General features: G+C 69.4%; 22 protein-coding genes. 5 read left to right on the top strand and 17 right to left on the bottom strand.

The annotated features are described in order from the left end of the window. Positions 1-25: 25 nt before the first annotated feature. Complete coding sequence (locus ACN28I_RS46250; RefSeq protein ID WP_420948240.1) at positions 26-397, top strand: VOC family protein; 372 nt, start codon at positions 26-28, stop codon at positions 395-397. A gap of 69 nt (positions 398-466) precedes the next feature. Here ACN28I_RS46250 and ACN28I_RS46245 read toward each other — a convergent pair whose 3' ends face one another. The 7 genes from ACN28I_RS46245 to ACN28I_RS46215 all read right to left on the bottom strand — a co-directional run bounded on the left by ACN28I_RS46245 (position 467) and on the right by ACN28I_RS46215 (position 8908). Continuing rightward, positions 467-1804: a TldD/PmbA family protein gene (locus tag ACN28I_RS46245; protein WP_420948239.1), complete on the bottom strand. Its 1338-nt coding sequence runs from the start codon at positions 1802-1804 to the stop codon at positions 467-469. 11 nt (positions 1805-1815) lie between these two features. Further along, positions 1816-3372, bottom strand: coding sequence for a TldD/PmbA family protein (locus tag ACN28I_RS46240; protein WP_420948238.1), 1557 nt, complete (start codon positions 3370-3372; stop codon positions 1816-1818). A 179-nt stretch (positions 3373-3551) separates the two neighbouring features. Further along, entirely contained in the window at positions 3552-5399 is a 1848-nt protein-coding gene (locus tag ACN28I_RS46235; RefSeq protein WP_420948237.1) for a GspE/PulE family protein, read from the bottom strand. A 96-nt stretch (positions 5400-5495) separates the two neighbouring features. Then, positions 5496-6227: a uroporphyrinogen-III synthase gene (locus ACN28I_RS46230; protein ID WP_420948853.1), complete on the bottom strand. Its 732-nt coding sequence runs from the start codon at positions 6225-6227 to the stop codon at positions 5496-5498. Between the two features lie 133 nt (positions 6228-6360). Then, on the bottom strand, positions 6361-7587 hold the full coding sequence (locus tag ACN28I_RS46225) for a DUF1624 domain-containing protein (protein WP_420948236.1): 1227 nt from the start codon (positions 7585-7587) through the stop codon (positions 6361-6363). A gap of 68 nt (positions 7588-7655) precedes the next feature. Beyond that, complete coding sequence (locus ACN28I_RS46220) at positions 7656-8696, bottom strand: diiron oxygenase (RefSeq protein ID WP_420948235.1); 1041 nt, start codon at positions 8694-8696, stop codon at positions 7656-7658. Positions 8697-8785: 89 nt separating this feature from the next. Next, positions 8786-8908 (bottom strand): hypothetical protein, encoded by a 123-nt coding sequence (locus ACN28I_RS46215; RefSeq protein WP_420948234.1) that lies wholly within the window; start codon positions 8906-8908, stop codon positions 8786-8788. A 35-nt stretch (positions 8909-8943) separates the two neighbouring features. Between ACN28I_RS46215 and ACN28I_RS46210 the strand changes: the two genes are divergently transcribed. After that, complete coding sequence (locus ACN28I_RS46210; protein ID WP_420948233.1) at positions 8944-9993, top strand: MFS transporter; 1050 nt, start codon at positions 8944-8946, stop codon at positions 9991-9993. 33 nt (positions 9994-10026) lie between these two features. Here ACN28I_RS46210 and hemC read toward each other — a convergent pair whose 3' ends face one another. From hemC to ACN28I_RS46190, 4 genes are read right to left on the bottom strand one after another with little or no spacing between them, the layout of a single operon-like run. Continuing rightward, complete coding sequence (hemC, locus tag ACN28I_RS46205; RefSeq protein WP_420948232.1) at positions 10027-10968, bottom strand: hydroxymethylbilane synthase; 942 nt, start codon at positions 10966-10968, stop codon at positions 10027-10029. Further along, positions 10965-12275 carry a glutamyl-tRNA reductase gene (gene hemA / locus ACN28I_RS46200; protein ID WP_420948231.1) on the bottom strand — a complete coding sequence of 437 codons (1311 nt, stop codon included), beginning with the start codon at positions 12273-12275 and terminating at the stop codon, positions 10965-10967. Before hemA ends, hemC begins: the two co-directional genes overlap by 4 nt. A gap of 2 nt (positions 12276-12277) precedes the next feature. Next, positions 12278-13087 (bottom strand): cytochrome C assembly family protein, encoded by an 810-nt coding sequence (locus tag ACN28I_RS46195; RefSeq protein ID WP_420948230.1) that lies wholly within the window; start codon positions 13085-13087, stop codon positions 12278-12280. Between the two features lie 29 nt (positions 13088-13116). Next, the gene (locus tag ACN28I_RS46190; RefSeq protein ID WP_420948229.1) at positions 13117-13491 is read right to left on the bottom strand and encodes a hypothetical protein; all 375 of its coding nucleotides are present in this window, start codon (positions 13489-13491) and stop codon (positions 13117-13119) included. A 190-nt stretch (positions 13492-13681) separates the two neighbouring features. Between ACN28I_RS46190 and trxA the strand changes: the two genes are divergently transcribed. Further along, a complete protein-coding gene (gene trxA, locus ACN28I_RS46185; RefSeq protein WP_420948228.1) occupies positions 13682-14011 on the top strand; it encodes a thioredoxin in 330 nt (109 codons plus the stop codon). A 67-nt stretch (positions 14012-14078) separates the two neighbouring features. On the opposite strand, the gene ACN28I_RS46180 is transcribed toward trxA, so the two are convergent. Then, positions 14079-14759, bottom strand: a complete 681-nt coding sequence (locus ACN28I_RS46180; protein ID WP_420948227.1) for a PilZ domain-containing protein — start codon at positions 14757-14759, stop codon at positions 14079-14081. A gap of 92 nt (positions 14760-14851) precedes the next feature. On the opposite strand from ACN28I_RS46180, the gene mgtE reads away from it, so the two are divergent. Continuing rightward, complete coding sequence (mgtE, locus tag ACN28I_RS46175; protein ID WP_420948226.1) at positions 14852-16231, top strand: magnesium transporter; 1380 nt, start codon at positions 14852-14854, stop codon at positions 16229-16231. Positions 16232-16253: 22 nt separating this feature from the next. Here the strand turns inward: mgtE and rodA are convergent, their stop codons facing one another. Genes rodA through mreC form a run of 4 tightly spaced genes read right to left on the bottom strand, consistent with a single transcriptional unit; the run spans position 16254 to position 20759 of the window. Then, a complete protein-coding gene (rodA, locus tag ACN28I_RS46170) occupies positions 16254-17405 on the bottom strand; it encodes a rod shape-determining protein RodA (RefSeq protein WP_420948852.1) in 1152 nt (383 codons plus the stop codon). Next, positions 17389-19389, bottom strand: a complete 2001-nt coding sequence (gene mrdA / locus ACN28I_RS46165) for a penicillin-binding protein 2 (protein WP_420948225.1) — start codon at positions 19387-19389, stop codon at positions 17389-17391. Before mrdA ends, rodA begins: the two co-directional genes overlap by 17 nt. After that, entirely contained in the window at positions 19386-19895 is a 510-nt protein-coding gene (locus tag ACN28I_RS46160) for a hypothetical protein (protein ID WP_420948224.1), read from the bottom strand. The genes mrdA and ACN28I_RS46160 overlap by 4 nt, the downstream gene beginning before the upstream one ends. Further along, entirely contained in the window at positions 19896-20759 is an 864-nt protein-coding gene (gene mreC, locus ACN28I_RS46155; protein WP_420948223.1) for a rod shape-determining protein MreC, read from the bottom strand. A gap of 224 nt (positions 20760-20983) precedes the next feature. Between mreC and ACN28I_RS46150 the strand changes: the two genes are divergently transcribed. Continuing rightward, complete coding sequence (locus ACN28I_RS46150) at positions 20984-22549, top strand: peptidylprolyl isomerase (protein ID WP_420948222.1); 1566 nt, start codon at positions 20984-20986, stop codon at positions 22547-22549. 39 nt (positions 22550-22588) lie between these two features. Here ACN28I_RS46150 and ACN28I_RS46145 read toward each other — a convergent pair whose 3' ends face one another. Continuing rightward, positions 22589-23464 carry a LysR family transcriptional regulator gene (locus ACN28I_RS46145; protein ID WP_420948221.1) on the bottom strand — a complete coding sequence of 292 codons (876 nt, stop codon included), beginning with the start codon at positions 23462-23464 and terminating at the stop codon, positions 22589-22591. Positions 23465-23494: the final 30 nt, after the last annotated feature.

The following is a 23494-nucleotide window of genomic DNA, read 5'->3' as shown; positions in this document are numbered from 1 at the left end:
CGGCCGCATGTTACAGACGGCGCGTATGGATAACGAACAGCTGTTGTCGTCCTTCGTGAAGGTGCTCGTGTCGGACCCCGAGCGCTCGGCGAAGTTCTACGAGGCGCTCGGATTCAAGCGGACCCAGGCCGCCCCGCCCTTCATCCACCTGCAGTGGGAGAAGCAGGCGGAGGTGTACCTCGTCGCCCTGCCCCCCGTGGTGAAGCTGGAGGGCCAGCGAGGGCTGGGCGTGCTGCTGGGCTTCCGCATCGGCGCCGTGGAGCTGGAGGAGGTGGCCTCGCGGGCCCGGACCCAGGGGGCCCACGTCGAGGGCCCCACCGTGCAGCCGTGGTTCACGCGGGAGATCATCGTCACGGATCCCGACGGCTACCGGCTCAACTTCATCGAGCCCGCGTAGCCCGGGGACGCACCGCGCTCCCCGGCCATCCACCGGGGAGCGGGCGCTGTCCACCTCGGGGGCCCGCGGCTACATGCCCGCGAACTGCACGCCCTCGAAGACGAGGGTGGGCGTGCGCATCGCGCTGTTCACGTAGGCATCGTTCCCCACGGCGACCAGCCGCTTCCACAGGTCCATCTGGTTGCCGGAGATGTTCATCTCTCCGATGGGCTCGGCGACCTTCCCGCCGCGCACGCGGAAGCCCTGGACGCCGAACGAGAAGTCACCCGTGACGCCGTTCGAGTTTCCTCCGAGGAAGCTCGTCACGAGGATGCCCTCCTTCAGGTCCCCCAGGAGCGCGCCCTGGTCCTTGCTCCCGAGCTTCCAGGAGAGGTTCGAGGCACTGCCCGTCGTCGGACGCGCCTTGAGCTTGCGGCCGTAGTAGGTGTCGATGAAGTAGGTGCGGAGCTCGCCCGCCTCGAACAGCGGCATGGGCCGGGCGGTAATCCCCTCGCCGTCGAACAGGCGCGAGCCGAGGCCCCGCTTCACGTGCGGCTCATCGGTGAGCGAGAGCAGCTCGCTGCCCACCTTCTGACCGAGCTTCCCATCGAGGAAGGAGCGCTTCTGCTGGATGGCGCCGCCCGACATGGGCCCGAGGAGCATCGACACGAGCCGGCCCGCGGCCCGGTTGTCCACGGCCATGGTGAGCACGGCCGAGGCCCCCTTCGTGGAGCCGATGCGCCCCAGCGCCCGCTCTCCGGCACGGCGGCCCAGGGAGGCCGCGTCGGGCAGGTTCTCGAAGAAGCGCGCCACGGCGTAGTCGCTCTCCTCCGGCCGGCGCCCGTCCGGATCCTGCGCGCTCACCTCCGCGGAGGCGACGAACTGCGTCCCGCGCACCCCGCCCTCGAAACCGTTCGAGCTGACCCGGAAGATCTCCCGGTGCGAGTCCGCGAAGGCGGTGGTGACGGAGAGGATGACGCCCTTGCCATCCGCCGCGCGCGCGCCCGCCTCCAGCTCCCGGACGAACCGCTGCCGGTCATCGGAGGTGAGCGTCGCCTGGCGCGGATCCTCGATGGACAGGTCCACCGCGCTCCGGCCCGCGTAGAGCTCGGGCTCCGGCAGCCGGCGGTGCTCGTCCCGCGCCAGCACGCGCGTCATGGCGACGGAGTCGGAGATGAATTGCGCCAACGCCTCCGGACGCAGATCACTCGTGGAGACCGCGGAGTAGCGCCCGTCGACGTAGAGCTGCACCGAGAGGCCCCGGGTGGTGGCCTCGGAGACCTTGTCCAGCCGGCCATCGCGCCACTGCATCTCCACATCGCGCATGCGGCTGGCCGTGGCCGCCGCCTCGGAAGCGCCCTTCTGGCGCGCCAGGTCCACCGCCTGCCGCGCGACATCCGCCAGATTCGTGGTGTTCGTCGTGCTCATGCCCGCCTCCCTCAAGCGTTGCGTCCGCCCACGGTGATCGACGCGACCCGGACCGTCGGCATGCCCTGGGACACCGGCACGCCCTGGCCGTCCTTGCCGCACGTCCAGCCTCCCTCGTCGATGACGAGGTTGTCGGCCACCATGTCCACCTTCTCGAGCACCTTGGGCCCGTTGCCGATGATGTTCACGTCCTTGATGGGCCGGGTGAGCTTGCCGTCCTCGATGAGGTAGCCGTTCTTCACGTAGAAGGTGAAGTCGCCCGCGCCGATGTTCACCTGCCCGTTGCTGAAGTTGGAGCAGTAGATGCCCTTCTTCACCGAGGCGATGATCTCCTCGTGCTTGTGCGGGCCCGGGAGCATGTACGTGGAGCGCATGCGCGGCAGCGGCGCGTACCGGTAGCTCTCGCGGCGGCCGTTGCCCGTGGGCTTCACCTTGTAGTGCTTCGCGGAGATGGAGTCGTGCAGGTACGTGGTGAGGACGCCGTTCTCCACGACCGTCGTCTTGCCGGGCACGTTGCCCTCGTCGTCCACGTTGATGGCGCCGCGCGCGTACTCGTTCGTGCCGTCGTCGACGATGTTCACGAAGGGCTGGGCAATCGGCTTGTTGAGCTTGTCCGCGTAGATGGACGTGCCCTTGCGGTTGAAGTCCGCCTCCATGCCGTGGCCGATGGCCTCGTGCAGGAGGATGCCGGACGAGCCCGCCGCGAGCACCACGGGCAGCTCACCGGCGGGCGGCTGGGTGGCCTCGAAGAGGATGGTGGTGCGGCTCACCGCCTCGCGCACCACGCGCTCCAGCCGCTCGGGCGAGTAGAAGTCCAGCCCCGCGCGGCCCGCGACGCCGTAGGTGTTCTGCTCGCGCTTGCCGTTCTGCTCGGCCACGCAGGAGAGGTAGAGGCTCGTCATCGGCTGCACGTCCTCGACGAGCCGCCCGTTGCTGTCGGCCACGAGCACCGCGCCGTGCTCATCCGAGAACGAGAGCGTCACCTTGGAGACGCGCGGGTCGGCCTTGAAGGCCGCCGTGTTCAGCCCCTCGAGGATGGGCAGCTTCTGCTCGGGGCGCACGGCGTCCCAGCCCAGCTTGAGCACGTAGCGCTGCGGCAGCTCCTTGTAGATGTGGAGGCGCTGCGGGCCGGGCCGCGAGGGCCCATCCGCGATGGCCGCGGCCGTACGGGCGGCGCTGCGCATCGCCTCGAGCGTGAGCTCCTCGGTGTAGGCGTAGCCCGTCTGGTCGCCCTTGATGACGCGCACGCCCACGCCGAGCTCCACGGTGGTGAACGCCTTGTTCACCGCGCCGTCCTCGAGCGCCATGGAGGTGGACACCCGGTGCTGGAAGAAGAGATCGCTGTAGTCCCCGCCTCGCGACAGGGCGGCGGCCAGCGTCTCGCGGATGAGGGTCTCGTCCACGCCGAACCGCGCGAAGTACCCGATGGAGTGGGAGGGTCCGTCCGAGCCGCCCCCGGGGCCGCCCGGGCCCGCCCGCTGCGTCGTCGCACAGCCGGACAACAGCTCGCCAGCTCCCGCCATCGCCAATGCCGTCGTGCCGTAGCCGACGAAGTCACGTCGCGTCATTCCGGTCTTTCCTCCCGCCATGGCTCTCCCTCTTCAGTGAAGGTCACCGCGCATCCAGAGGGTAACCCCACGGCCAGGCGGGTATTCCGGAAATCCCACATGCCCCCCCATCCGTGGGCTACCCAACAGAGAACGGGCCGGGCGCTCGGTTGTCGCACCGGCCCTGGCGGGGGGGCGGCTCAGGCCACGGACGTCATGCGCACCACCTCGTCGAAGGAGGTGAGGCCCATGGCCAGCTTGCGCACCGCCGCCTCGCGCAGGGTGCGGGTGCCGCCCCGGCGCGCCGCGTCCAGCATCTGCTGGTGGTTGCCGCCGCGGGAGATCTGCTCGCGCAGATCGTTGTTGAGGTTGACGATCTCGAAGGCGCCCGTGCGGCCCCAGTACCCCGTGCCACGGCAGCGCGGGCACCCGGCGCCCTTGACGATGTTCACCCCGGTCGGCAGCAGCGGAATGGGCGCGCCCAGCAGGGTCAGCTCGTCCGGCGTGAGCGTGGTGGGCTGCGCGCAGTGCGGGCACACGCGCCGCAAGAGGCGCTGGGCCATCATGCCGATGAGGCTCTGCGCCAGCAGGAAGGGCGGCACCCCGAGGTCCTTCAAGCGCGCCACCGCGCCGATGGCGTCGTTGGTGTGCAGCGTGGAGAGCACCAGGTGGCCCGTGAGCGCGGCCTGGACGGCGTTCTCCGCCGTCTCCGCGTCACGGATTTCGCCCACCATGATGACGTCCGGGTCCTGGCGCAGGATGCTGCGCAGCGCGTTGGCGAAGTCCAGCCCCACCTTGGGCTGCACCTGCACCTGGTTGAAGCCGTCCCACACCATTTCGATGGGGTCTTCGATGGTGACGACGTTCACGTCCGGACCGGCCACCGCCTTGAGCGCCGAGTAGAGCGTGGTCGTCTTGCCGCTGCCCGTGGGGCCCGTGACGAGGATGATGCCGTGGGGCTGATCAATCCACGACTCGAAGACGCGCTTCTCGTCCGGGTCGAAGCCGAGCTGGGCGATGTCCTGCACCAGCGTCTCGGGGTCGAACACACGGATGACCACCTTCTCGCCGAAGGCGGTGGGCAGCGTGGAGACGCGGAGCTCCACCTCGCGGCCATCGCGCTCGGTCTTGATGCGGCCGTCCTGGGGCTTGCGCTTCTCGGAGATGTCGATGCGCGCCAGCGTCTTCACGCGCGAGACGATGGGCGGGTGCACGCCGGCCGGCAGCGTGTACACGGGGTGCAACACGCCGTCGATGCGCAGGCGCACCAGCGAGGTGTTGCGCTTGGGCTCGATGTGGATGTCCGAGGCGCGGTTGTCGAAGGCATACCGCAGCATGTAGTCCACGGCCTGCACCACGGGCTGGTCCGCCGCGTCCAGCTCCTGGCGGCCGCTGAGCGTGACGAGCTGCTCGAAGTTGCTGATCTGCGGCGAGTTGTGGGAGTTGGAGGTGAAGTCATCCGCGGCCTTCGCCAGCGTGCGCTTGAAGCCGTAGACGTCCGCGATGGCCTTGAGGATGTCCGCCTTCGAGGAGAACACCGGCTCGATGGGCATGCCGGTGAGCACGTGGATGCTCTCGAAGAGCTCCTTGTCGAAGGGGTTGGCCACCGCGACCAGCAGCCGGCCGTCCTGGGCCGTCTCCAGCGGCAGCAGCACGTGCTTGTGCGCGAAGGGGCGGGACACGGTGCGGGTGGCCAGGGCCATGTCCAGCTTGAGCGGATCAATCTTCTTGTAGGGCAGGCCGGCGGCGCGGGCGACGAGCTCGGTGACCCGGTCCTCGTCGAGCGACCCGCGGCCATCGGCCAGGGGCACCTGGAAGGCGGCGACGATCTCCACCGGCGAGACGTCGTAGCGGGCGGCGTCCGTGCCGACGATGCCCTTGTTCTTGAGGACGCGGGCGCGGGCGGCGGGCTCCTTGGTGGCGATGTTCTGCGCCTGATCAGCGGTGAGGACGCGCTGCGAGACGAGCGCCTGGAGCACGAAGGAGAGGGTGAAGTCGGTCTTGCTCCGGCTCGGCGGAGCAGCAGGCGGGGTCACAGGCGCTGACAACGGCGTCTCCTTGTTGCGGCCACGGGGGACAAAACGGAGGCGCCGGGCCATCCCGGCGGCTCCAGGGCGGAAGCCGTCCCCTCTGGAGGCGACAGTCTACCCGCGAATCGCCCGGACAGTGGCCTCGACAAAGGCCTCCGGGGTGGGCCGCTCGGCTACCGAGGCCACCGGCAGCCCCAGGTGCGTCAGGGCCGCCGCCGTGGTGGGACCGATGGCCACCAGCCGGGCCGAGCCGAGCCGCTCACGCCCCACGGCCTCCAGGAAGGCCTCGGCGGTGCGCGGCGAGGCGAACAGGGCCACATCCGGCGGGGCGCTCTCGAGCAGCGCCTGGGAGTCGGGCGGCAGCGGCGCGGGCCGGGAGCGGTACGCCGTCACCCGCGTCACCCGCGCGCCATGCTCGCGCAGCGCGTCCTCGATTTCGCGGCGTCCCTCCTCCGCGGCCGGCAGCAGCACCTCGTCCTCCGGATCCAGCCCGGGGCGCATCACCTCGTAGAGCGCGGCGCCCGTCCCCTCGGGGGACTCGACGGCCACGGTCAGTCCGTAGCCCTCCACGGTGCGCGCGGTGCGCGGCCCCACCACGGCGATGCGCACCCGCGACAGCATGTCCACCGTGCCCGCCTCGCGCAGCGCCTCCATCAGCGCCTCCACCCCCGAGGGGCTCGCGAACACCACCCACTTGTAGCGCTGGATGGCCTCCGCGGCCGCCACCAGCGGGCGGGGGTCCTCCGGAGGCAGCAGCTCCAGCAGCGGCACATGCAGCACTTCCGCGCCCTCGTCCTCCAGGAGGAAGCACAGCTCCTCCGAGCGTTCACGGGGTCGCGTCACCAGGATACGGATGCCTTCGAGTCGCCTTTCCACGGTCGCGCACTCTAGGCCATTTGAGCCGGTGTCATAGCGTCCTCTTCGAGTCCGATTCCGGAGACGGGTCATGCCCCCGGGCGCGACCTGGGAGGTCAACGGCTCACAGGTAGCTCATCCAGGGGCTGCGGGTCCGCGCCTTGAGCCGCATGAACCAGCGGCAGGCGAACCACAGCGGAAGCGAAACGAGCGCGGCCAGGGCCCAGAGCCAGGGAACGTCCGGGACGCTGAAGAGTGCCCCCTGGTTGGGACCGGCGAGGGCGAGCGCCACGCCGTTGAGTGCGTGCAGCAGATAGAGGTGGACCAGATAGAAGAACAGGGGGGCCGCGCCGAAGGTGGAGAGGAGCGTCAGGAGCTTGGACGGCACATGGTCCAGCGCGGCGAGCAGCAGCGCCCCCGCCCCGAGCGTCAGCAGCAGGAAGTCCAGCGACGGCGGGTACTTGGTCAGGTTCAGGAAGGAGATCAGGGTGAGGAGTGGCGTCGAGCCGCTCGTCCAGGGGACGGGCTCGCCATACCCATTGGCCAGCCGCACCAGGAGGAACAGCGCCAGCGCCGCGAGCCCCACGGCATACAGCCGGATGCGGCGGGCCTCCGGGCTCACGTGAGCGGCGAACCAGGGGCCGATTCCATAGCCGAGCGCGATCACCCCGATCCAGGGCAGGAGCGGATAGGACGTGCGCGCGCGGGCGCCCCAGGGCAGCTCGATGAAGCCGCGCTTGTGGAGGATGGCCCAGAGGGTGGCGCCGGGCGTCCCGGCCTCGAACGAGACGGAATCGAGCAGGTTGTGTCCGGACACGATGGCCAGACCCACCCCCAGCACCGCCGGCCCCGGCAGCCATAGGAGCCCGGCCAGGGCGATCATCGACAGGCCGATGGCCCAGATTACCTGGAGGAAATACGTGGGCGGGACGAGCGCGAACGTCCAGGCGAAGTTGACCAGCGTCAGTTCCAACAGGACGAGGAACAGGCCGCGCTTGAGCAGGAACTCGGAGGTGGCGCGCTTTCCGCCCCGGCGCTGGCCATGGAGCCATGCCGAAAGCCCGGTCAGCGCGACGAACACGGGCGCGCACAGGTGGGCGGAGAGCCGGGTGAAGAAGAGGCCCGGCGGCGTGGTGGCCACGTCGACAGGGTCGCTGACCTGCGCGTGCATGTAGAAGAACTCACGCGCGTGATCGACGAGCATGAGCAGCATGACGAAGCCGCGCAGGGCGTCGATGGTGGCGATCCGTCCCCCGGCCGCGCGCCTTCCTGGCAACTGGCCATCCACTGGAGCGGCCGCCGTCTGCTCCTTCGCTATCGCTCCTGTTGGCACGTCTCGCCCCTTCGGCATGGGAATGCATCGGCACTACCCATGTAACGAAGTTGCGTCAAGCAGCCGGGCCCGAGCATGACCGGGGCTTATCCGGGGCTTCTGTTCCTCTGGTACGGGGCGCCGCCAGTGCGGGCAGCGCTCCTCAGTGGCGCACTCGCGGTCAAACGATCCGCTTGCCGTTGACCAGGTCCATGGGCCTGTCTCAGTTGCAGTAGTACTGGGGGGCGAAGCTCGAGGACGCGCTGCTCGGCCACGGGGGAGAGAGCGCGCAGCCGGGAGAGGAAGAGCGGGGCCTTCATCCCCATGCCGATGAAGGACCAGACGTACGAGCGCTCCTGAGCCTTGAAGAGCTCATCGCGCTCGGCCTCCGTGAACGTCCGCCCCGAGGCCTTCTCCAGGGTCTGCAGATCCAACGTGAGCTGCGCGTTCAAGGTGCCCCGGAGCGCCTGGAGCAGCTCGGCGTACTCGGTCATGGCCGCATCCACGCCCCCGGGCTCCACGGCGAGGATCTTCTGGGCCTCCAGGAAGTCCAGACGGGTGTGCTGCGCCTCCTCGAGCCAGTGGTGCTTGAGCAGGTTGCAGAACAGCGGGTCGAGCGACTCGCGCTCGTTGTCGCGGATGGTCTCCACGTAGTGCTGCTGCGTCATCAACTCCATGTGGAGGTTGAAGATCAGCACGCCGAGGTTCGACTTCGCCATGATGGCCTTGGCCACCTGGACCTGGTTGTCGAGGAGGCCTGGGACGACCTTGAACCCGCGAGCGAACGCGGCGGTGTACCGAGCGAAGAGCTGCTGGTGCTTGATCTCCTCCTCGGTGAAGCGCAGGAGCGCGCGCATGTGGGTCGGGTTCTTGTGGAGCTCGAGGCCGGCGCGCTGCGCGGCCAGGGCCACGGCGTACTCCTCGAGGAACAAGAACAGGTGGGCGTAGCTGTTGGAGCGGATCTGATTGAGCATCAGCTTCTCCTCCGCGCTCAAGCAGTTGATGCCTTCAGTGCCCGTGAGCGAGTCCGAGAGAATGCGCCGGCTGAAGTCGATGACGGTGTCCTTGGGCAGCAGGTCGTCGAGCCGCCAGGAGACACGCTCGGAATTCTGGATGCAGGACTGGTACTCAGAGTCGTGTTGGGTCATGCGCTCGAGGTCACAATCATTCAACTACCCGTGTCAATGTAGGGTCCTGGAGGGATTGTGTTGAGTCAGACGAGACACGTCCAGCGCACCTATCTGCTGCTGACCCTGCTGTCGACGCTGGCGGCCTCCTTCATCTGGGGCATCAACACCTTGTTCCTTCTCGATGCGGGGCTCAGCAACGCCGAGGCCTTCGCCGCCAATGCGTTCTTCACCTTGGGACAGGTGCTCTTCGAGCTTCCCCACCGGGGTGGTGGCGGACACCTGGGGCAGACGCACCTCGTATCTGCTCGGCACCGCCACCTTGCTGGTGTCGACGCTGCTCTACCTCGCCATGTGGCAGGTCCATGCGCCGATGTGGGGCTGGGCCCTTGCTTCCATCCTCCTGGGCCTCGGCTTCACGTTCTTCTCGGGTGCCACCGAGGCCTGGCTGGTCGATGCGCTCACCTTCTGCGGGGTCAAGGACACGCTCGAGCCGGTGCTCGCCCGGGGCCAGATCGTGGCGGGTGCGGCCATGTTGGCCGGCTCGGTCGCGGGGGGCGTCGTCGCCCAATGGACCGACCTGGGAGTGCCCTACCTCCTCCGGTCGCTCCTGCTCGGTGTCACGCTGGCCGTGGCCTTCTTCTCGATGAAGGATCTCGGCTTCATCCCCGAGCGCGGCAAGGGCGCGTTGGACAGGGTGAGGACGGTGGTGCGCGGGTCGCTCGACCACGGCTTGCGCAACCCCCCGGCACGATGGCTGATGTTGTCGGCCCCCTTCACCATGGGGGTGGGAATGTTCGCCTTCTACGCCCTGCAGCCCTATCTGCTTCAGCTCTACGGCGACGAGCGCGCGTTCTGGATCGCCGGTCTGGCGGCGGCCATCGTCGCCGGGTGCGAGATCGTCGCGGGGTTGATTGCCCCTCATGTGCGCGGGTTGTTCAGCCGGCGCACGCACGCGCTGCTCATCGCCACGGTCATCGGCGTCGGCGGTCTGGCCCTCATCGGCTGGACGACGAGCTTCTGGGTGGCGATCTCGGCGCTGGTCGTCGCGGAGCTGGCCGAAGCGGCCAGCAGGCCCATGAGGCAGGCGTATCTGAACGGCGTCATCCCCTCCGGACAACGCGCGACCGTTCTGTCCTTCGACAACCTGATGGCCTCCGCCGGAGGGGTGGTGGTGCAACCCGCCCTGGGACGTGTGGCCGATGTCGGCGGCTACGCCTCGGCCTACGTCGTCGGCGCCGTCATCCAGGCCGTGTCCCTGCCCTTCCTGTTACTGGCCCGGCGAGAGGCCGCGCCCGCGGATCGCATCGAGCATTGATGGCCGAAGGCGGGTGCGGACCTCAAAGCCCCGTCAGGACTCCGGCACGGGCGAGGCGCGGCCGAAATCCCGGAGGATCTCCGCCGCGCCGCGCGAGAGCAGCTCCTCGGCGAGCGCCTCGCCCACCGCGAGCGCCGTCTCCACCGGGCCGCTGCGCTCGCCCTCCACCACCTTCGTGCCGTCCGGCCGTCCCACCAGCCCACGCATGTGGACGGTGCCGCCCTCCACGGTGGCGTGTCCGGCCAGCGGCACGGTGCACCCGCCCTCCAGGCGGGCCATGAAGGCGCGCTCGGCCGTCACCGCCACGCGCGTGGTGTCGTCCTCCAGCGCCGCCAGCAGCCCACGCACCCCGGCGTCCTCGGTGCGGCACTGGATGGCGAGCACCCCCTGCCCCACCGCCGGCAGGCTGAGGCTGGTGGGCAGCACCTCGGTGATCTCCGTCTCCAGCCCCAGGCGCTTGAGGCCCGCGTAGGCGAGCACCGCGCCGTGCAGCCCCAGCTCACGCGTGCGCGCCAGACGCGTCTGCACGTTGCCGCGCAGGCTGATGATCTCCAGGTCCGGCCGCCGGGCGCGCAGGATGCAACTGCGGCGCAGCGAGGACGTGCCCACGCGCGCCCCCTTGGGCAGCATCTCCAGCGAGAGCCCCGCCGGGCTGCAGAGGGCGTCGCGCGGATCCTCGCGCTTGGGAACGGCCGCCAGCAGCAGGCCCGCGGGCAGCACGGACGTCATGTCCTTGAGGCTGTGCACGGCCAGGTCCGCGCGGCCATCGAGCAGCGACTGCTCGATCTCCTTCACGAACAGTCCCTTGCCGCCCACGGTGGACAGGGGCGCGGAGAGGAACCGGTCCCCCGCGGTGGACATCTCCACCAGGGAGCACTCCAGTCCGGGGTGCAGCTGGGTGAGCAACGAGGCCACGTGCCGGGCCTGCCAGAGCGCCAGCGGGCTCTGCCGCGTGGCGATGCGTACGGCCTTCATCCCTTGCCTCCGTTGGCCACGACATTGGGACCGGCCGTCCCCGTGGACCCAGGTGCTTCCTCGAGCCCGAAGGCCTCGGCGGCGGCACCGGCGAGCCGGTTGCCCTCGTGCTCGGGACCCACCGCGCGCAGCCGGGCCGTGGGCTCGTGGAGCAGCTTGTTGACGATGGCACGCGCCATCGCCTCGACACTCTTGCGCTGCTTGTCCGTGAGGCCGTCACCGATGGTGGACAGCGTGCGCTCCACCTCGGCGCGGGCAATGGCCTCGCCGCGCTGGCGCAGCTGGGCGAGCACGGGCACGCCGTTGCGCACGGCCCGGTCCCGCACGAAGCGGGCTACTTCCTGGGCCACCAGCACGCCCGCCTTCTGCGCCTCCTCGGCGCGGGCGGCGGCGTTGTCCGCCACGAACTTCTGGATGTCGTCCACGTCGTAGGCGTGCACCCAGTCCAGCTCCCCCACCTCGGGGGCGATGTCGCGCGGCACCGCCAGGTCCACCATGAAGAGCGTCCGGTGCTTGCGCGCCTTGCCCACCGCGCTCACGTTCTCCTTGGTGAAGATGGGCACCGGCGAGGCCGTGCTGCACACCACCACGTCCGCCGCGGTGAGCAGCGTGAACAGCTCCTCGTAGGGACGCGCGGTGGCACCCACCTCGGCCGCGAGCGCCTCGGCGCGCGCCAGCGTGCGGTTGGCCACCAGCAGCTTCGTGGCGCCCGCCTGCTTCAGGTGACGCGCGGCCAGCTCCGCCATCTCGCCCGCGCCCACCAGCAGCACCGTCTTGTCCCGCAGCCCGTCGAACACCTTACTCGCCAGCGACACGGCCGCGCTGGCCATGGAGGTGGCGGCCCGGCCGATGGCCGTCTCCGTCCGCACCCGCTTGGCGCAGCCGAACGCCGCGGCGCACACCCGCGTCAGCTCGCCGCGCACCGCGCCCACGCCCTGCCCCTTCTCGAAGGCGTCCTTCACCTGGCCGAGAATCTGCGCCTCGCCCAGCACCATGGAGTCCAGGCTCGCCGCCACCCGGAAGAGGTGCACCAGCGCGTCCTCGCCGCGGTGCTCGTACAGGTGCTCCAGCGTCTCCGGGCCGCCCAGCGCCTGCAGCTCGTTGCGGGCGCTCTCCCGCACCCGGTTCATGTCCGGCGCGGCCAGGTACAGCTCCACCCGGTTGCAGGTGGACACGAGGAACGCCTCGTTGGGCGACTGGGCCAGCCGCTGCAGCAGCTCCACCTGCCGGGTCTCCGGCAGCGCGAGCCGCTCACGCACTCCGAGCGGCGCCGTCCGGTGCGATAGACCGATGCACAGGAACTCCATGGCTAGCGCCCCCCCCCGCTCGCCTGGAGGAAGTCATACGACGACAGGAAGGACACCAGCAGCAAACCAAACCCCGTCATGGTCAACAGCGCGACACGCCGGCCGCGCCACCCGCCAAAGGAGCGGGCGCCCACGAGCGCGGCGAAAACAGCCCAGGCCACCAGGGTGGCGATCTGCTTGGACGTCCACGTCCAGAAGAAGCCCGGCGCCGCGTTGGAAAAGAAGGCCCCGGTGACGAGCGTCACCGACAGGGCGATGAAGCCCAGCACCACCAGTTGGCGGTTGAGCGTGTCCAGGAACTCCAGCGAGGGCAGGCGCGCGAAGAGCAGGCCGAAGCGCTTGCCCTTCACCTGCCGCTCCATCAGCAGGTACATGCCCGCCACACCCGCGGCCAGCGCCGAGGCCGCCACGCCCAGCAGGGCGATGGTGATGTGCACCGGCAACAGGGGCCGCTGCACGTCCGGGCTCAGCACCTGTCCCCGGTCCAGCAGCAGGCCCGGCAGCAGCACCGCCACCGCCAGCGGGGTGATGAAGGCGCCGATCACCGGCCGGCGGTAGCGCACATCCACCACCAGGAAGATGGCCAGCAGCAGGAAGGCGAAGGTGGAGAACCCCTGGGCCAATCCCACCGGACGGCCTCCCTGGGCCCCGAAGAGGCCGAAGAGGGCCACCCCGTGCAGGCCCAGTCCCGTGCCCACCAGCACGCGGCCGGCGGTGGCGAGCGCGTCCAGTTGCCGGACGAGGTAGACGAGGTAGACCAACGCCGCGACGACATAGGCGTGGCAGGCGAGGGAGACCAGCGCGTGGTTCATGGCGGAGACAACCTACAGGACCGAGTGCGTCAGCCCATTTTGTTCAGAAGAAAGGCGGCGAGGAGATCCGCCTCGGAACCCGGCTTGCCGTCAGCCGACCCGGCATCCGAGGGAGAGAGGGGGACCTCGGCCACATAACCGGGGACGACCTCGTATGCCGTGTCACCGAGCAGGACCGAGTCGGCCATCTGCTCGGCCCCCAGGGATTGGAGCTGGGCCTCGGTCTTCACCCTGGCGACCAGATCGTTCGCGTCCTCTCCGGTGACGAGCTGCACGATGTGCACCGCGGGTGTCACCGGGTACACACCTTCCTCTCCGGCCACCACCAGCACACCGTCCTTCACGTCCGCTTTGTCTTCCAGTGCCCACTCTTCGAGCTGGGCCTGGGGAAGGAAGAGCTTCATCACCACTCCAGCTTACACCTCTCGGCTCCCGGCCGAAGCGTCATCTACAGAAGAGTGAGAACGGCTTGCGACACTCTCGCCCCGTCCGCATCTAAGCAAGCAAAGGACCAGGAAGCCGGTCCTTGCAGGCTCATCGGGCACGTACTAGAGCACGCGCCCCTCTGCTTGGCTGCACGCCGAAGGAGACACCATGGCAGGCGCTGACGTGATGAACATCGGGGATGCGGATTTCGACAAGGAAGTGCTCAAGTCCGACCAGCCGGTGCTGGTGGATTTCTGGGCCACGTGGTGCGCCCCGTGCCGGGCCATCGCTCCGGCTATCGAGGAGCTGGCCACCCAGTACAAGGGCAAGGTGAAGGTCGCGAAGATCGACATCGACAACAACCAGCAGGTCGCCGAGCAGTACGGCATCCGTTCCATCCCCACCCTTCTCATCTTCAAGAATGGTGCGGTGGCCGGGACGATCGTCGGCGCCCTGCCCAAGGCGAAGATCGAGGCGGCGATCCAGAAGGTGATGTAGGCCCCGCCCCGACCCGCGCGGAGTGCCCCTGGGGGACTCCGCGCGGGCGGCTCACTCGCCGCGCCAGCTATCCGTGGGGTTGTTGGCCTTGAGGAGCTTCCCACGCGGCCAGGGCGTCCACCACCCGCTCCAGCTCGTTGGGCAGGCCGCGGGCGCGGTTGGAGCGCAGGTACTCCTCGGCGAAGGTGCGCAGCCGCGTGTCCAGGAAGAGGCGCGCCAGCGACACCTCCGTTTGTCCGTAGAATTCCTCGAAGCGGATGCCGAAGCCGGTGGGGTCGTCCTCACGGCGTGGACGCTGCTCGCGCACGATGCGGGCCCGCGCCTCCACCGGCGCCGCCCCGGGCTCCAGCGAGAAGCGCACCCGCAGCTCGGTGTCCATGGGGAGGAAGAAGGAGCTCTCCAGGAAGGCCCCGCCCACGCTCACGTTGGACGAGCGCAGGGTGGCGGTGAAGCGCCGCTCCCCCTCCTCGTCGATCCACAGCTCGAAGCTGGTGGCGAGCCGCGCGCGCGGGAAGTGCCGGTGCTCGGATTCCTCCTCGGACCCCACCTCGATGATGGGGGAGAAGAAGCTCCGGGGAGCGGCCGGGGCCGCCGGAACCGGGGCACGCCCGGGCAGCCCGGGCGCGGGCCTGGAGGGCGTCACCGTGGGAATCGGCCGGCGGGCCGGCTCGGCACGCGGAGCCGTCTCCGTCCGCTCGGTGTCTTCTGCCTGGCCGGGAGCCTTCTTCCGAGGGTCCTTCCTGTCCATCTTCTCCTCCGGGGGAACGGACTCAGATTTCCATACCCCAACCGGCGGGTTTCATACACCATGCGCGCCCTCGTCCGCGCGCGGAGATTGTGATGCTGGGAAACCTCCTGAAGCCCGAGTTCGACGCGCTCATCGCCGCCAAGGACTGGAGCGCGCTGCGCGATGCCTTCTCGGACATGGACCCGGCGGACATGGCCGAGGTCATCGAGGATCTGCCGGCGGACGAGAGCGGCATCATCTTCCGGCTGCTGCCGCGAGACACGGCGGCGCTCGTCTTCGAGTACCTGCCGCCGCACCAGCAGTCGGAAATCGTCGTGACGCTGGGCCGGGAGCAGCTCAAGAACCTGCTGGACGAGATGGCGCCGGATGACCGTACGCGCCTGTTGGAGGAGCTGCCGGCCGAGGTGACGAAGCGGCTGCTCACCTCGTTGTCGCCGGAGGAGCTGAAGGTCGCCCGCAACCTGCTGGGCTACCCGGAGAAGAGCGCCGGCCGGTACATGACGCCGGAGTACCTCACCATCCCGGGCAACCTGACGGCGGGCGAGGCCCTCGCGTACGTGCGCTCCCACGGCCAGGGCCGCGAGACGATCCACGTGCTCTACATCGTGGACGAGAAGGGCCGGCTGCTGGACGACGTGCGGCTGGCGTCGCTGGTGCTGTCGGATCCGAACACGAAGGTGACGGACATCCACGACAGGCAACTGGTGAGCATCCCGGCCACGGCGGACCGCGAGGAGTTCATCAGCATGTTCGAGAAGTACGACCGGGTGGCGCTGCCGGTGACGGACTCGCAGGGCGTGCTGGTGGGCATCATCACCGTGGACGACGTGCTCGACGCGGCCGAGGAGGAGGCCACCGAGGACATCCAGCGCATCGGCGGTATGGAGGCCCTCGAGGCGCCCTACATGGACATCGGCATCACCGGCATGCTGCGCAAGCGCGTGGGCTGGCTGACGGTGCTCTTCGTGGGGCAGATGTTCACCGCCACGGCCATGGCCCACTACCAGGACGCCATCACCCAGGCGGTGTTCCTCAGCGCCTTCGTGCCGCTCATCATCTCCTCGGGAGGCAACTCGGGCTCCCAGGCCACCTCGCTCATCATCCGCGCGCTGGCGGTGCGCGACGTGGAGCTCAAGGACTGGTGGAAGGTGGCGGTGCGCGAAGCGGCCAGCGGCGTCGCGCTGGGCCTCTTCCTGGGACTGCTGGGCATCCTGCGCATCCTGATGTGGCCGCGGGCCGCGGACGTCTACGGCCCCCACTACGCGTGGGTGGGGCTGGCGGTGGGCCTGAGCGTGGTGGGCGTGGTGATGTTCGGCACGCTGTGCGGCTCGATGCTGCCCTTCCTGCTGCGGCGCCTGGGGCTGGATCCGGCCACCGCCTCGGCGCCCTTCGTGGCCACGCTGGTGGACGTCACCGGCGTGGTCATCTACTTCACCGTCGTCACCACCATCCTCACCGGCCGCGCGCTGTAGGCCACGGCCGGAGGACGGCGGCTCAGAACATGTGGCGGCGCATGCTGATGTTCACCAGCAGCCCGATGCTGAGCATCACGCTCACCAGCGAGGAGCCGCCGTAGCTGAGCAGCGGCAGGGTGATGCCCGTCACCGGCAGCAGGCCGATGACCATGCCGATGTTCTCGAACACCTGCCAGAAGAGCATGGCCACCACCCCCACCGCGGTGAAGGCCCCGAATCTGTCCCGGGCATTGAAGCCCACCCCCAATCCGAAGGTGAATATCAACCCGTAGAGCACCAGCAGGAGCACGCACAGGATGAAGCCCTGCTCCTCGGCCCACACGGAGAAGATGAAGTCCGTGTGCTGCTCGGGGAGGAAGGACAGACCCGTCTGCGTCCCCTCCTTCCATCCCTTGCCGGACATGCCTCCGGAGCCCACGGCGATCTTCGACTGGGCGGCGTGGTAGCCGCTGCCGCGCAGATCCGACTCCGGATCCAACCACCCGGAGATGCGCTTGCTCTGGTGGGGCTTGAGGTGGTGCCGGACGATGGTGGTGCGCGGCTCGGGCAGCTCCCGCACGTAGTCGTTCCAGATGACGATGGCTCCGGCGAGGATGCCCGCCACCATCACCGCCACCAGGTACCAGCGCACCTTGCCGAACAGGATGACCGTCAGCGAGGACAGGAAGATCATCAGCGCGGTGCCCAGGTCCGGCTGCACCAGCACCAGCGTGAAGGGCACCATGACGATCAGCACCGGCTTCACCAGGCGCTTGAGGCCGTAGGAGCCGTCTCCGGGCTTGAAGTCGTCGTGGTACACCTTGGCCAGCATCAGCAGCACGCCGATCTTCATGAACTCGGCGGGCTGGACACGGATGGGGCCCAGGACGAACCAGCTCTCGGCGCCCTTGGCCTTGTGGCCGATGAAGCGCAGCGCGATGAGCGCCAGGATGTTGGTGATGTAGATGGGCAGCGCCATCCGGTGCAGGACGCGGTAGTCCACCAGGCACACCACCATGCCAATGGCGAGGCTGACGCCCAGGTAGAGGGCCTGGCTCGTCCACACCGGATTGGACTGCGCGCGCGAGGCCGAGGCCAGGTTGTAGATGCCCAGCCCCGACACCGCGAGCACGCTCAGCAGGAGCCCCCACGGAATGTGGGGCACCATGCGGCGCTCAATCCGCAACTGCATCATCACCTCCAGCGGCCACCCGGGTGAGCACGTCCTGCACGCTCGGCGCGTCCGGCAGCGTCGAGACGTAGGGCGTGTTCTGACGCGGCGGCGGTTGGGCCGCGTCCTCCTTCTTCAGGTCGAAGTACTTCTTGATGACCGCCATCGCGGTGGGCGCGGCGTCCGCGCCACCGTGGCCACCGTGCTCGTTGATGACGACCACGGCGATCTCCGGATTGTCCGCGGGCGCGAACCCGGCGAACCACGCGTGGTCGCGCTGGAAGAAGTCCATCTGGTGCGTCTTGAGGCGCACCGCGCCCAGCGAGGCCACCTGCGCGGTGCCCGTCTTCCCCGCCACCGTGACGTCCTTCAGCCCCGACTGCACCATCGCCCTGTAGGCGGTACCACCCGGCACCATCGCCGTGGCGACCAGCCCCTCCAGCACCGCCTTGCGGTGCGCCTCCGGAATCTCCACCGTGTTCACCACCTGCGGGTCGAACTGCTGGAGGAACTCGCCATCCAGGCCCTCGATGCGCTCGACGAGCTGCGGCTTGTACAGCGTGCCGCCATTGGCGATGGCCGCGTACACCATGGCCATCTGCAGCGGCGTCACGTTGTCGTCGCCCTGGCCGATGGCGCTGTTGAGCGCCATGCCCTTGGTGTAGCCACCCGGGGAGGCCTTGTTGTGGTACTCGGTGCTGGGCATGATGCCCGGCACCTCGGCGAGCACGCCGATGCCCGTGGGCGACCCCAGGCCCAGCGCCTTGCCCATCTCGGCGATCGGATCCAACCCGAGCGTGTCCGCCACCTTGTAGTACCAGGTGTCACACGAGTACTGCAGCGCCGTCCTGCCATTCACCGGCCCATGGCCGCTGTCCTTGTGGCAGCGCCACACGCGCGAGCCCAGCCGGTAACCACCCGGGCACGTCACCACCGTCTCCGGCCGGAAGAGGCCCGACTTGTAGGCCGCCAGCGCGGTAACCACCTTGAAGGTGGAGCCCGGGCTGAAGTGGTCCGCGGAGATGCGGTTGATCATCGGCTGGAGCGGATCCTTCGCCAGCGAGGCCATCTGCGACGGGGTGATGCGGCCGGTGAGCAGGTTGGGATCGAACCCCGGGCGCGACACCACCGCGCGGATGAGGCCCGTCCTCACGTCCACCGCCACCACCGAACCGGCCGCGCCCGGGAAGGCGCGCTCGGCCTCTTCCTGCAGGCGCATGTCGATGGAGAGCACCAGGTTGTTGCCCGGCCTCGACGGCACCACCGCGTCCGCGCCCAGCTTGTCGCTGAACTCCTCGAGCACCCGGCCGCGCGCGTTGACGACTTCCTTGCGCACGCCGTCCGTCCCGCGCAGCGTCGACTCGAAGTAGCGCTCCAGGCCACGCCGGCCGATGTAGTCCCCCAGCGCGTAGCGGGCGCCTTCCGCCCTGAGGCGCTCCAGCTCCTCGGTGGTGATCTCGTTCATGTACCCGAGCACGTGCGACAGCACGCTCGAGGTGCGGTAGTTGCGGTGCGGCACGGGCACCACGTCCACACCGTCCAGGATGTCGCGCCGGGCGTTGATGCGGTCGTACTCGTCGCGCGTGAGATCGATGCGCACCGGCAACGGATGGAAGGGCGCCGTGCGGCGCGCCGCCTTCACCTGATCCTCCACCTTCTTGCGCGTGGAGTCGTCCCAGCCGAGCAGCTCGCCCAGGTGCGGCAGCACCTGGTCCGCGCAGTTGGTGCAGAAGGCCGGGGTGACGAAGGCGTCGAAGGACGGACGGCTGTCCACCAGGATGGTGCCGCGCCGGTCCTTGATGAGACCGCGGTCCGCGCGCAGGCGCACCTCCTTCACGAAGTTCGCCACGCTCTTGGCGGCGTACTCCTCGCCCTGGGTGATCTGCAGACGGTAGAGCTGGACGGCGAGCGCCACCATGCCGGCGACCATCGCCAGCCCCACCCACACGAAGCGGCGCTTGAGATCGCGCCCAGGAGTCGTCTCGGACAGCGTCTGAGGCGTCAACGCAGCAACCCCGCGGAAGAGGTACGATCCTGCGACGCCTCGAAGCGCCGCAGCAAGGGATACAGGAACACCGCGGCCACGCCCGTGAGCGCCACCTGCAGCGGCAGACCCGGCAGCAGCGCCGACACCGAGCCACCTTCCTTGGTGGTCATCCACGTGAAGAAGCTGGTGAGCAGCCCATGGCCCACGTCCGCGCCCATGGCGAAGAGGACGAAGGCCGCGCGGCCGCGCACTTCCACCAGGCTCACCACCAGCTTGCCCACCAGGAAGGTGAGCACGGCCAGGAAGGTGAAGAGGCCCGTGGGCTGGCCGCTCATCAAATCGAGCAGATAGCCCACCGAGAAGGAGGAGATGGACCCCTCCAGCGTCGTGGCGCGCACGGCCAGGAAGGCCACGAGCACCACCGTCACGTCGATACGGCTGATGGCGAGGCCCAGCTGCTGCACCACCACCGACTCCAGGGTGAGCAGCAGCAACGCCAGCCCGAGGGTGACCAGGAACTTCATCTAACGCTCACCTCCGGAACCACCCGCCGGCCCCTGAACCAGGGCCCCGAACGGGCTGCCCATCACGAGCACTTCCTCCAGCCGCGTGGTGTCCACCGCGGGCACCACATCGCCACCCAGGAACATGCCGTGCTCCGTCTTCTCCAGGCGCGTCACCTTCCCCACCACCAGCCCCGGCGGGTACACCCCGTCCGTGCCGGAGGTGATGATCAGGTCGCCCTCCTGGACGTCCTCGGTGCGCAGCATGTTCTCCAGCCGCAGCGGACCCTTGCCCGCCCCGGCCGCCGTGCCCCGCGCCCGCGAGCGCTGCACCCGCACGCCCACCCGGCTCTGGAGGTCCGTCACCAGGGCCACATCCGCCCACCCACCCGTGGTGCGCACCACCTGGCCGATGATGCCGTCCGGCGTCACCACGGACATGCCGCGGAACACCCCGTCCGACTCACCCCGGTTGATGCGGACCGACAGCAGCTTGGCCACCGGATTCACCCCGATGACCCGTGCCGGAATCTCCGGCCCCGGTGCCGCCTCGGCATAGCCGAGCAGGCCTCGCAGCCGCTCGTTCTCCGCCCGCGTTTCACCGAGGGCCTGCACGGTCGCCCGCAACTGCAGGTTCTCCGCGCGCAGCTCCTCGTTGGCCTGCCGCACCTCGCGCAGGTCGATGTAGCCGTACACCACGGCCTTGACCCCATCGATGAGGCCAATCAGTCCGCGTTGCAGGGGGGCGGACAAGCCAATGACCGCCCGGTCCACGAAATTGGGGTCCCGCCCGCGCCGGCCCGTCGTCAGGAAAGCCCCGAACGGGTAGAGCAGCAGCACACCCACGATAAGCAGCGTTCGGTAGCGCTTGAGAAGCGACAGCACTTCGTGAAGGTCCGTGTAGGAGAGAGGGAGCGGCAGCTACGACAGGGGGGCTCGCTAACTACTCTGAATCGCTTGCATTTTCCGGGGTGTTGCTCTACGCAGTCAAGGTCTTCACGGAGGGTGGCGATCCATCGTCCACCATCCGACCGGGCACCCAACACACGCGCGCCGAGAATCCTTCCACGGGAGGGAAACACCCGGCGCGCCGTAAGGCAAAAGGCATCATGAAGGACGCTCTCGAGCCGCGGAAGGTCTTCGTCTACCTCTTCATCATCGCGATCGCGGTGGTGTTCACCCTCCAGTTCGGACCTGGCAGCTCGGGGTTCGGCGCCGTTCCGGCGGGGGCCGCTCCCTCGGCCGCCGCGGTGGTCAACGGCAAGGAAATTCCGCTGATGGAGTTCCGCCGGGAGTACGTGAATCAGCTCCAGTACCTGCGCTCGCAGGGCCAGCCGGTCTCCGAGGCGATCGCCCGCCAGTTCGGCCTCCCCCAGTCGGTGCTGGAGCGGATGGTCAACACGGAGCTGCTGGCCCAGGCGGCCGAGCGGCACGGGCTGAAGGCCTCGGATGAGGAGATCGTGAAGATTCTCCAGAACCGGCCTGACTTCCAGAAGGACGGCCAGTTCGACCTGGCCACCTACCAGCAGATCCTCCGGGACTACTACCGGCAGACGCCGGCGGACTTCGAGGAGGACATCCGCCGCCAGCTCACCGCGCAGAAGATGCTCGGTGTGGTGCAGAGCGGCGCGGTGGTGTCGGACGACGAGGTCCGCACCCGCTTCGAGAAGGAGGGGAACACGGCGCGCATCGTGTTCGCCCGCTTCCTGCCGAGCATGTACGCCGCCAAGGTGCCGGCCCCGAGCGCCGCGGACTTGGCCGCCTTCCGGCAGGCCCATGAGAAGGAGATCAAGGAGTACTACGAGGCCAACCGCTTCGTGTACCAGCAGCCCGAGCGCATCCGCGCGCGGCAGATCCTGGTGAAGGTGGCCCCGGACGCGGCGCCGGAGGCGAAGGCCAAGGCGATGGAGCGCGCCCAGGCGCTGGCCAAGGAGATCGCGGGCGGCAAGGACTTCGCCGAGGTGGCGCGGGCCAGCAGCGAGGACGCGGCCACGAAGCCGGGCGGCGGAGACCTGGGCTGGGTGGAGCGCGGCAACTGGGATCCGGCGCTGGCCAACGCGGCCTTCGCGCTCGAGCCGGGCCAGGTGACGCAGCCCATCGAGACGAAGTTCGGCGTGCACCTGGTGAAGGTGGAGGAGAAGAGGCCGGCGCAGGACAAGACGCTGGAGCAGGTGCAGGACGAGATCGCCACCACGCTCTACAAGCAGGACAAGGCCAAGGAGATGGCGCGCGCCGAGGCCGAGAAGGCGCTGGCCACGGTGAAGGGCGGCAAGAGCATCACCGAGCTGTACCCGCCGGAGAAGGAGCAGCCGGCGCTGCTGCGCTTCGAGACGGAGACGCGTCCGGAGGCGGTGCAGACGGACACCTTCAACGCCGCCAGCATCAACGTGCCCCACCTGGGCCCGGCGCCGGACCTGCTCACGGCGGTGTTCGCCAGCAAGGGTCCGCAGGTGCTCGACAAGGCGTTCCCCGTGGGCGAGGGCTTCATCATCGCCCAGGTCACCGAGCGCCAGCTCGCGGATGACACCCACTTCGCCCAGAAGAAGGACGAGCTGCGCAAGCAGGCCGTGCAGGCCAAGCAGTACGAGGTGGCCGACTCCTTCGTGAAGTCGCTGCGCAAGAGCGGCAAGGTGGAGACCAACACCGCGGCGCTCGACCAGGTCACCGGCGGGTAGCCGTCCCGAGAGGCCCGGCCTCTCGTCCTGAGGGAGCCGTCATGGGCGGCCGGGGCCGAGCCGCTCCTGCTCCTCCTCGAACGCCGCCACCACGGCGTCGATGACGGCGCGCACGCGCGGGACATCCTTCAGGTCGGGGTGCACGACCAGCCACGCCTCACGCAGCGGAGGCGGGGCGGGTGGCGGCAGGGCGATGAGGCCGCCCTCCTCGTCGGCGAACCAGCGCGGCAGGAGCGCCTTGCCGAAACCGGCCCGGGCTGCCGCGAGCTGCCCTGTGAGCGTGTTGGCGCGCAGCACGAGACGCGCGCCGGCCGCGTGCCGGGCCAGCCATTGCGCCTCGGGGAGGTGGGCGAGTGAGTCGTCCAGGCCGATCCACGCGGACGTGTCCCCGTCCGGCGCCGCGTAGACGCCATAGGCAAGGCGAGCGAGGCGGCGGGTGACCAGCTCCCCCTCCCGCGGGCGCGCAATCCGGACGGCCAGGTCCGCCTCGCGCTTGGCGAGGCTGAGCGAGCGGGGGTCGCTCACCACCTCCAGGGAGATGCCGGGGTGACGCCGGTGGAGCGCGGCAAGGCGCGGGATGAGGAAGCGCTCGGCGAATGGCTCTGGAGCCGTCAGCCGCACCGTGCCCGTGAGCCCGGCCTCCTGGCCGGCGCGGCGCAGGATGCCCTGCGCGCGCTCCTCCATGTCCGCGGCCAGCTCCAGCACCCCCGCCCCTTCGGCGGTGAGCACGTAGCCGTCGGCGCGACGGTCGAACAGGGTGCGGCCGAGCGACTCTTCCAGGGCGGCGATGCGGCGGCCCACCGTGGCGTGGCTGACCCTCAGCTCCCGGGCCGCCGCCGACAGGCTGCCCGCGCGCGCCAGGGCCACGAAGACGCGCAGGTCGTCCCAGTCCAGCGGGCCTGACCGTTTTTGCACAGCCATTGCTCGAGGATAGCGGATGGATGC

Origin of the sequence: Archangium gephyra, assembly GCF_049060025.1 — a bacterium.
In the GTDB taxonomy this organism is placed as follows: Bacteria; Myxococcota; Myxococcia; order Myxococcales; family Myxococcaceae; genus Archangium; species Archangium gephyra_A.
Note: the sequence above shows the minus strand (reverse complement) of the source record. Positions and strands in the feature narration are given on the sequence as shown.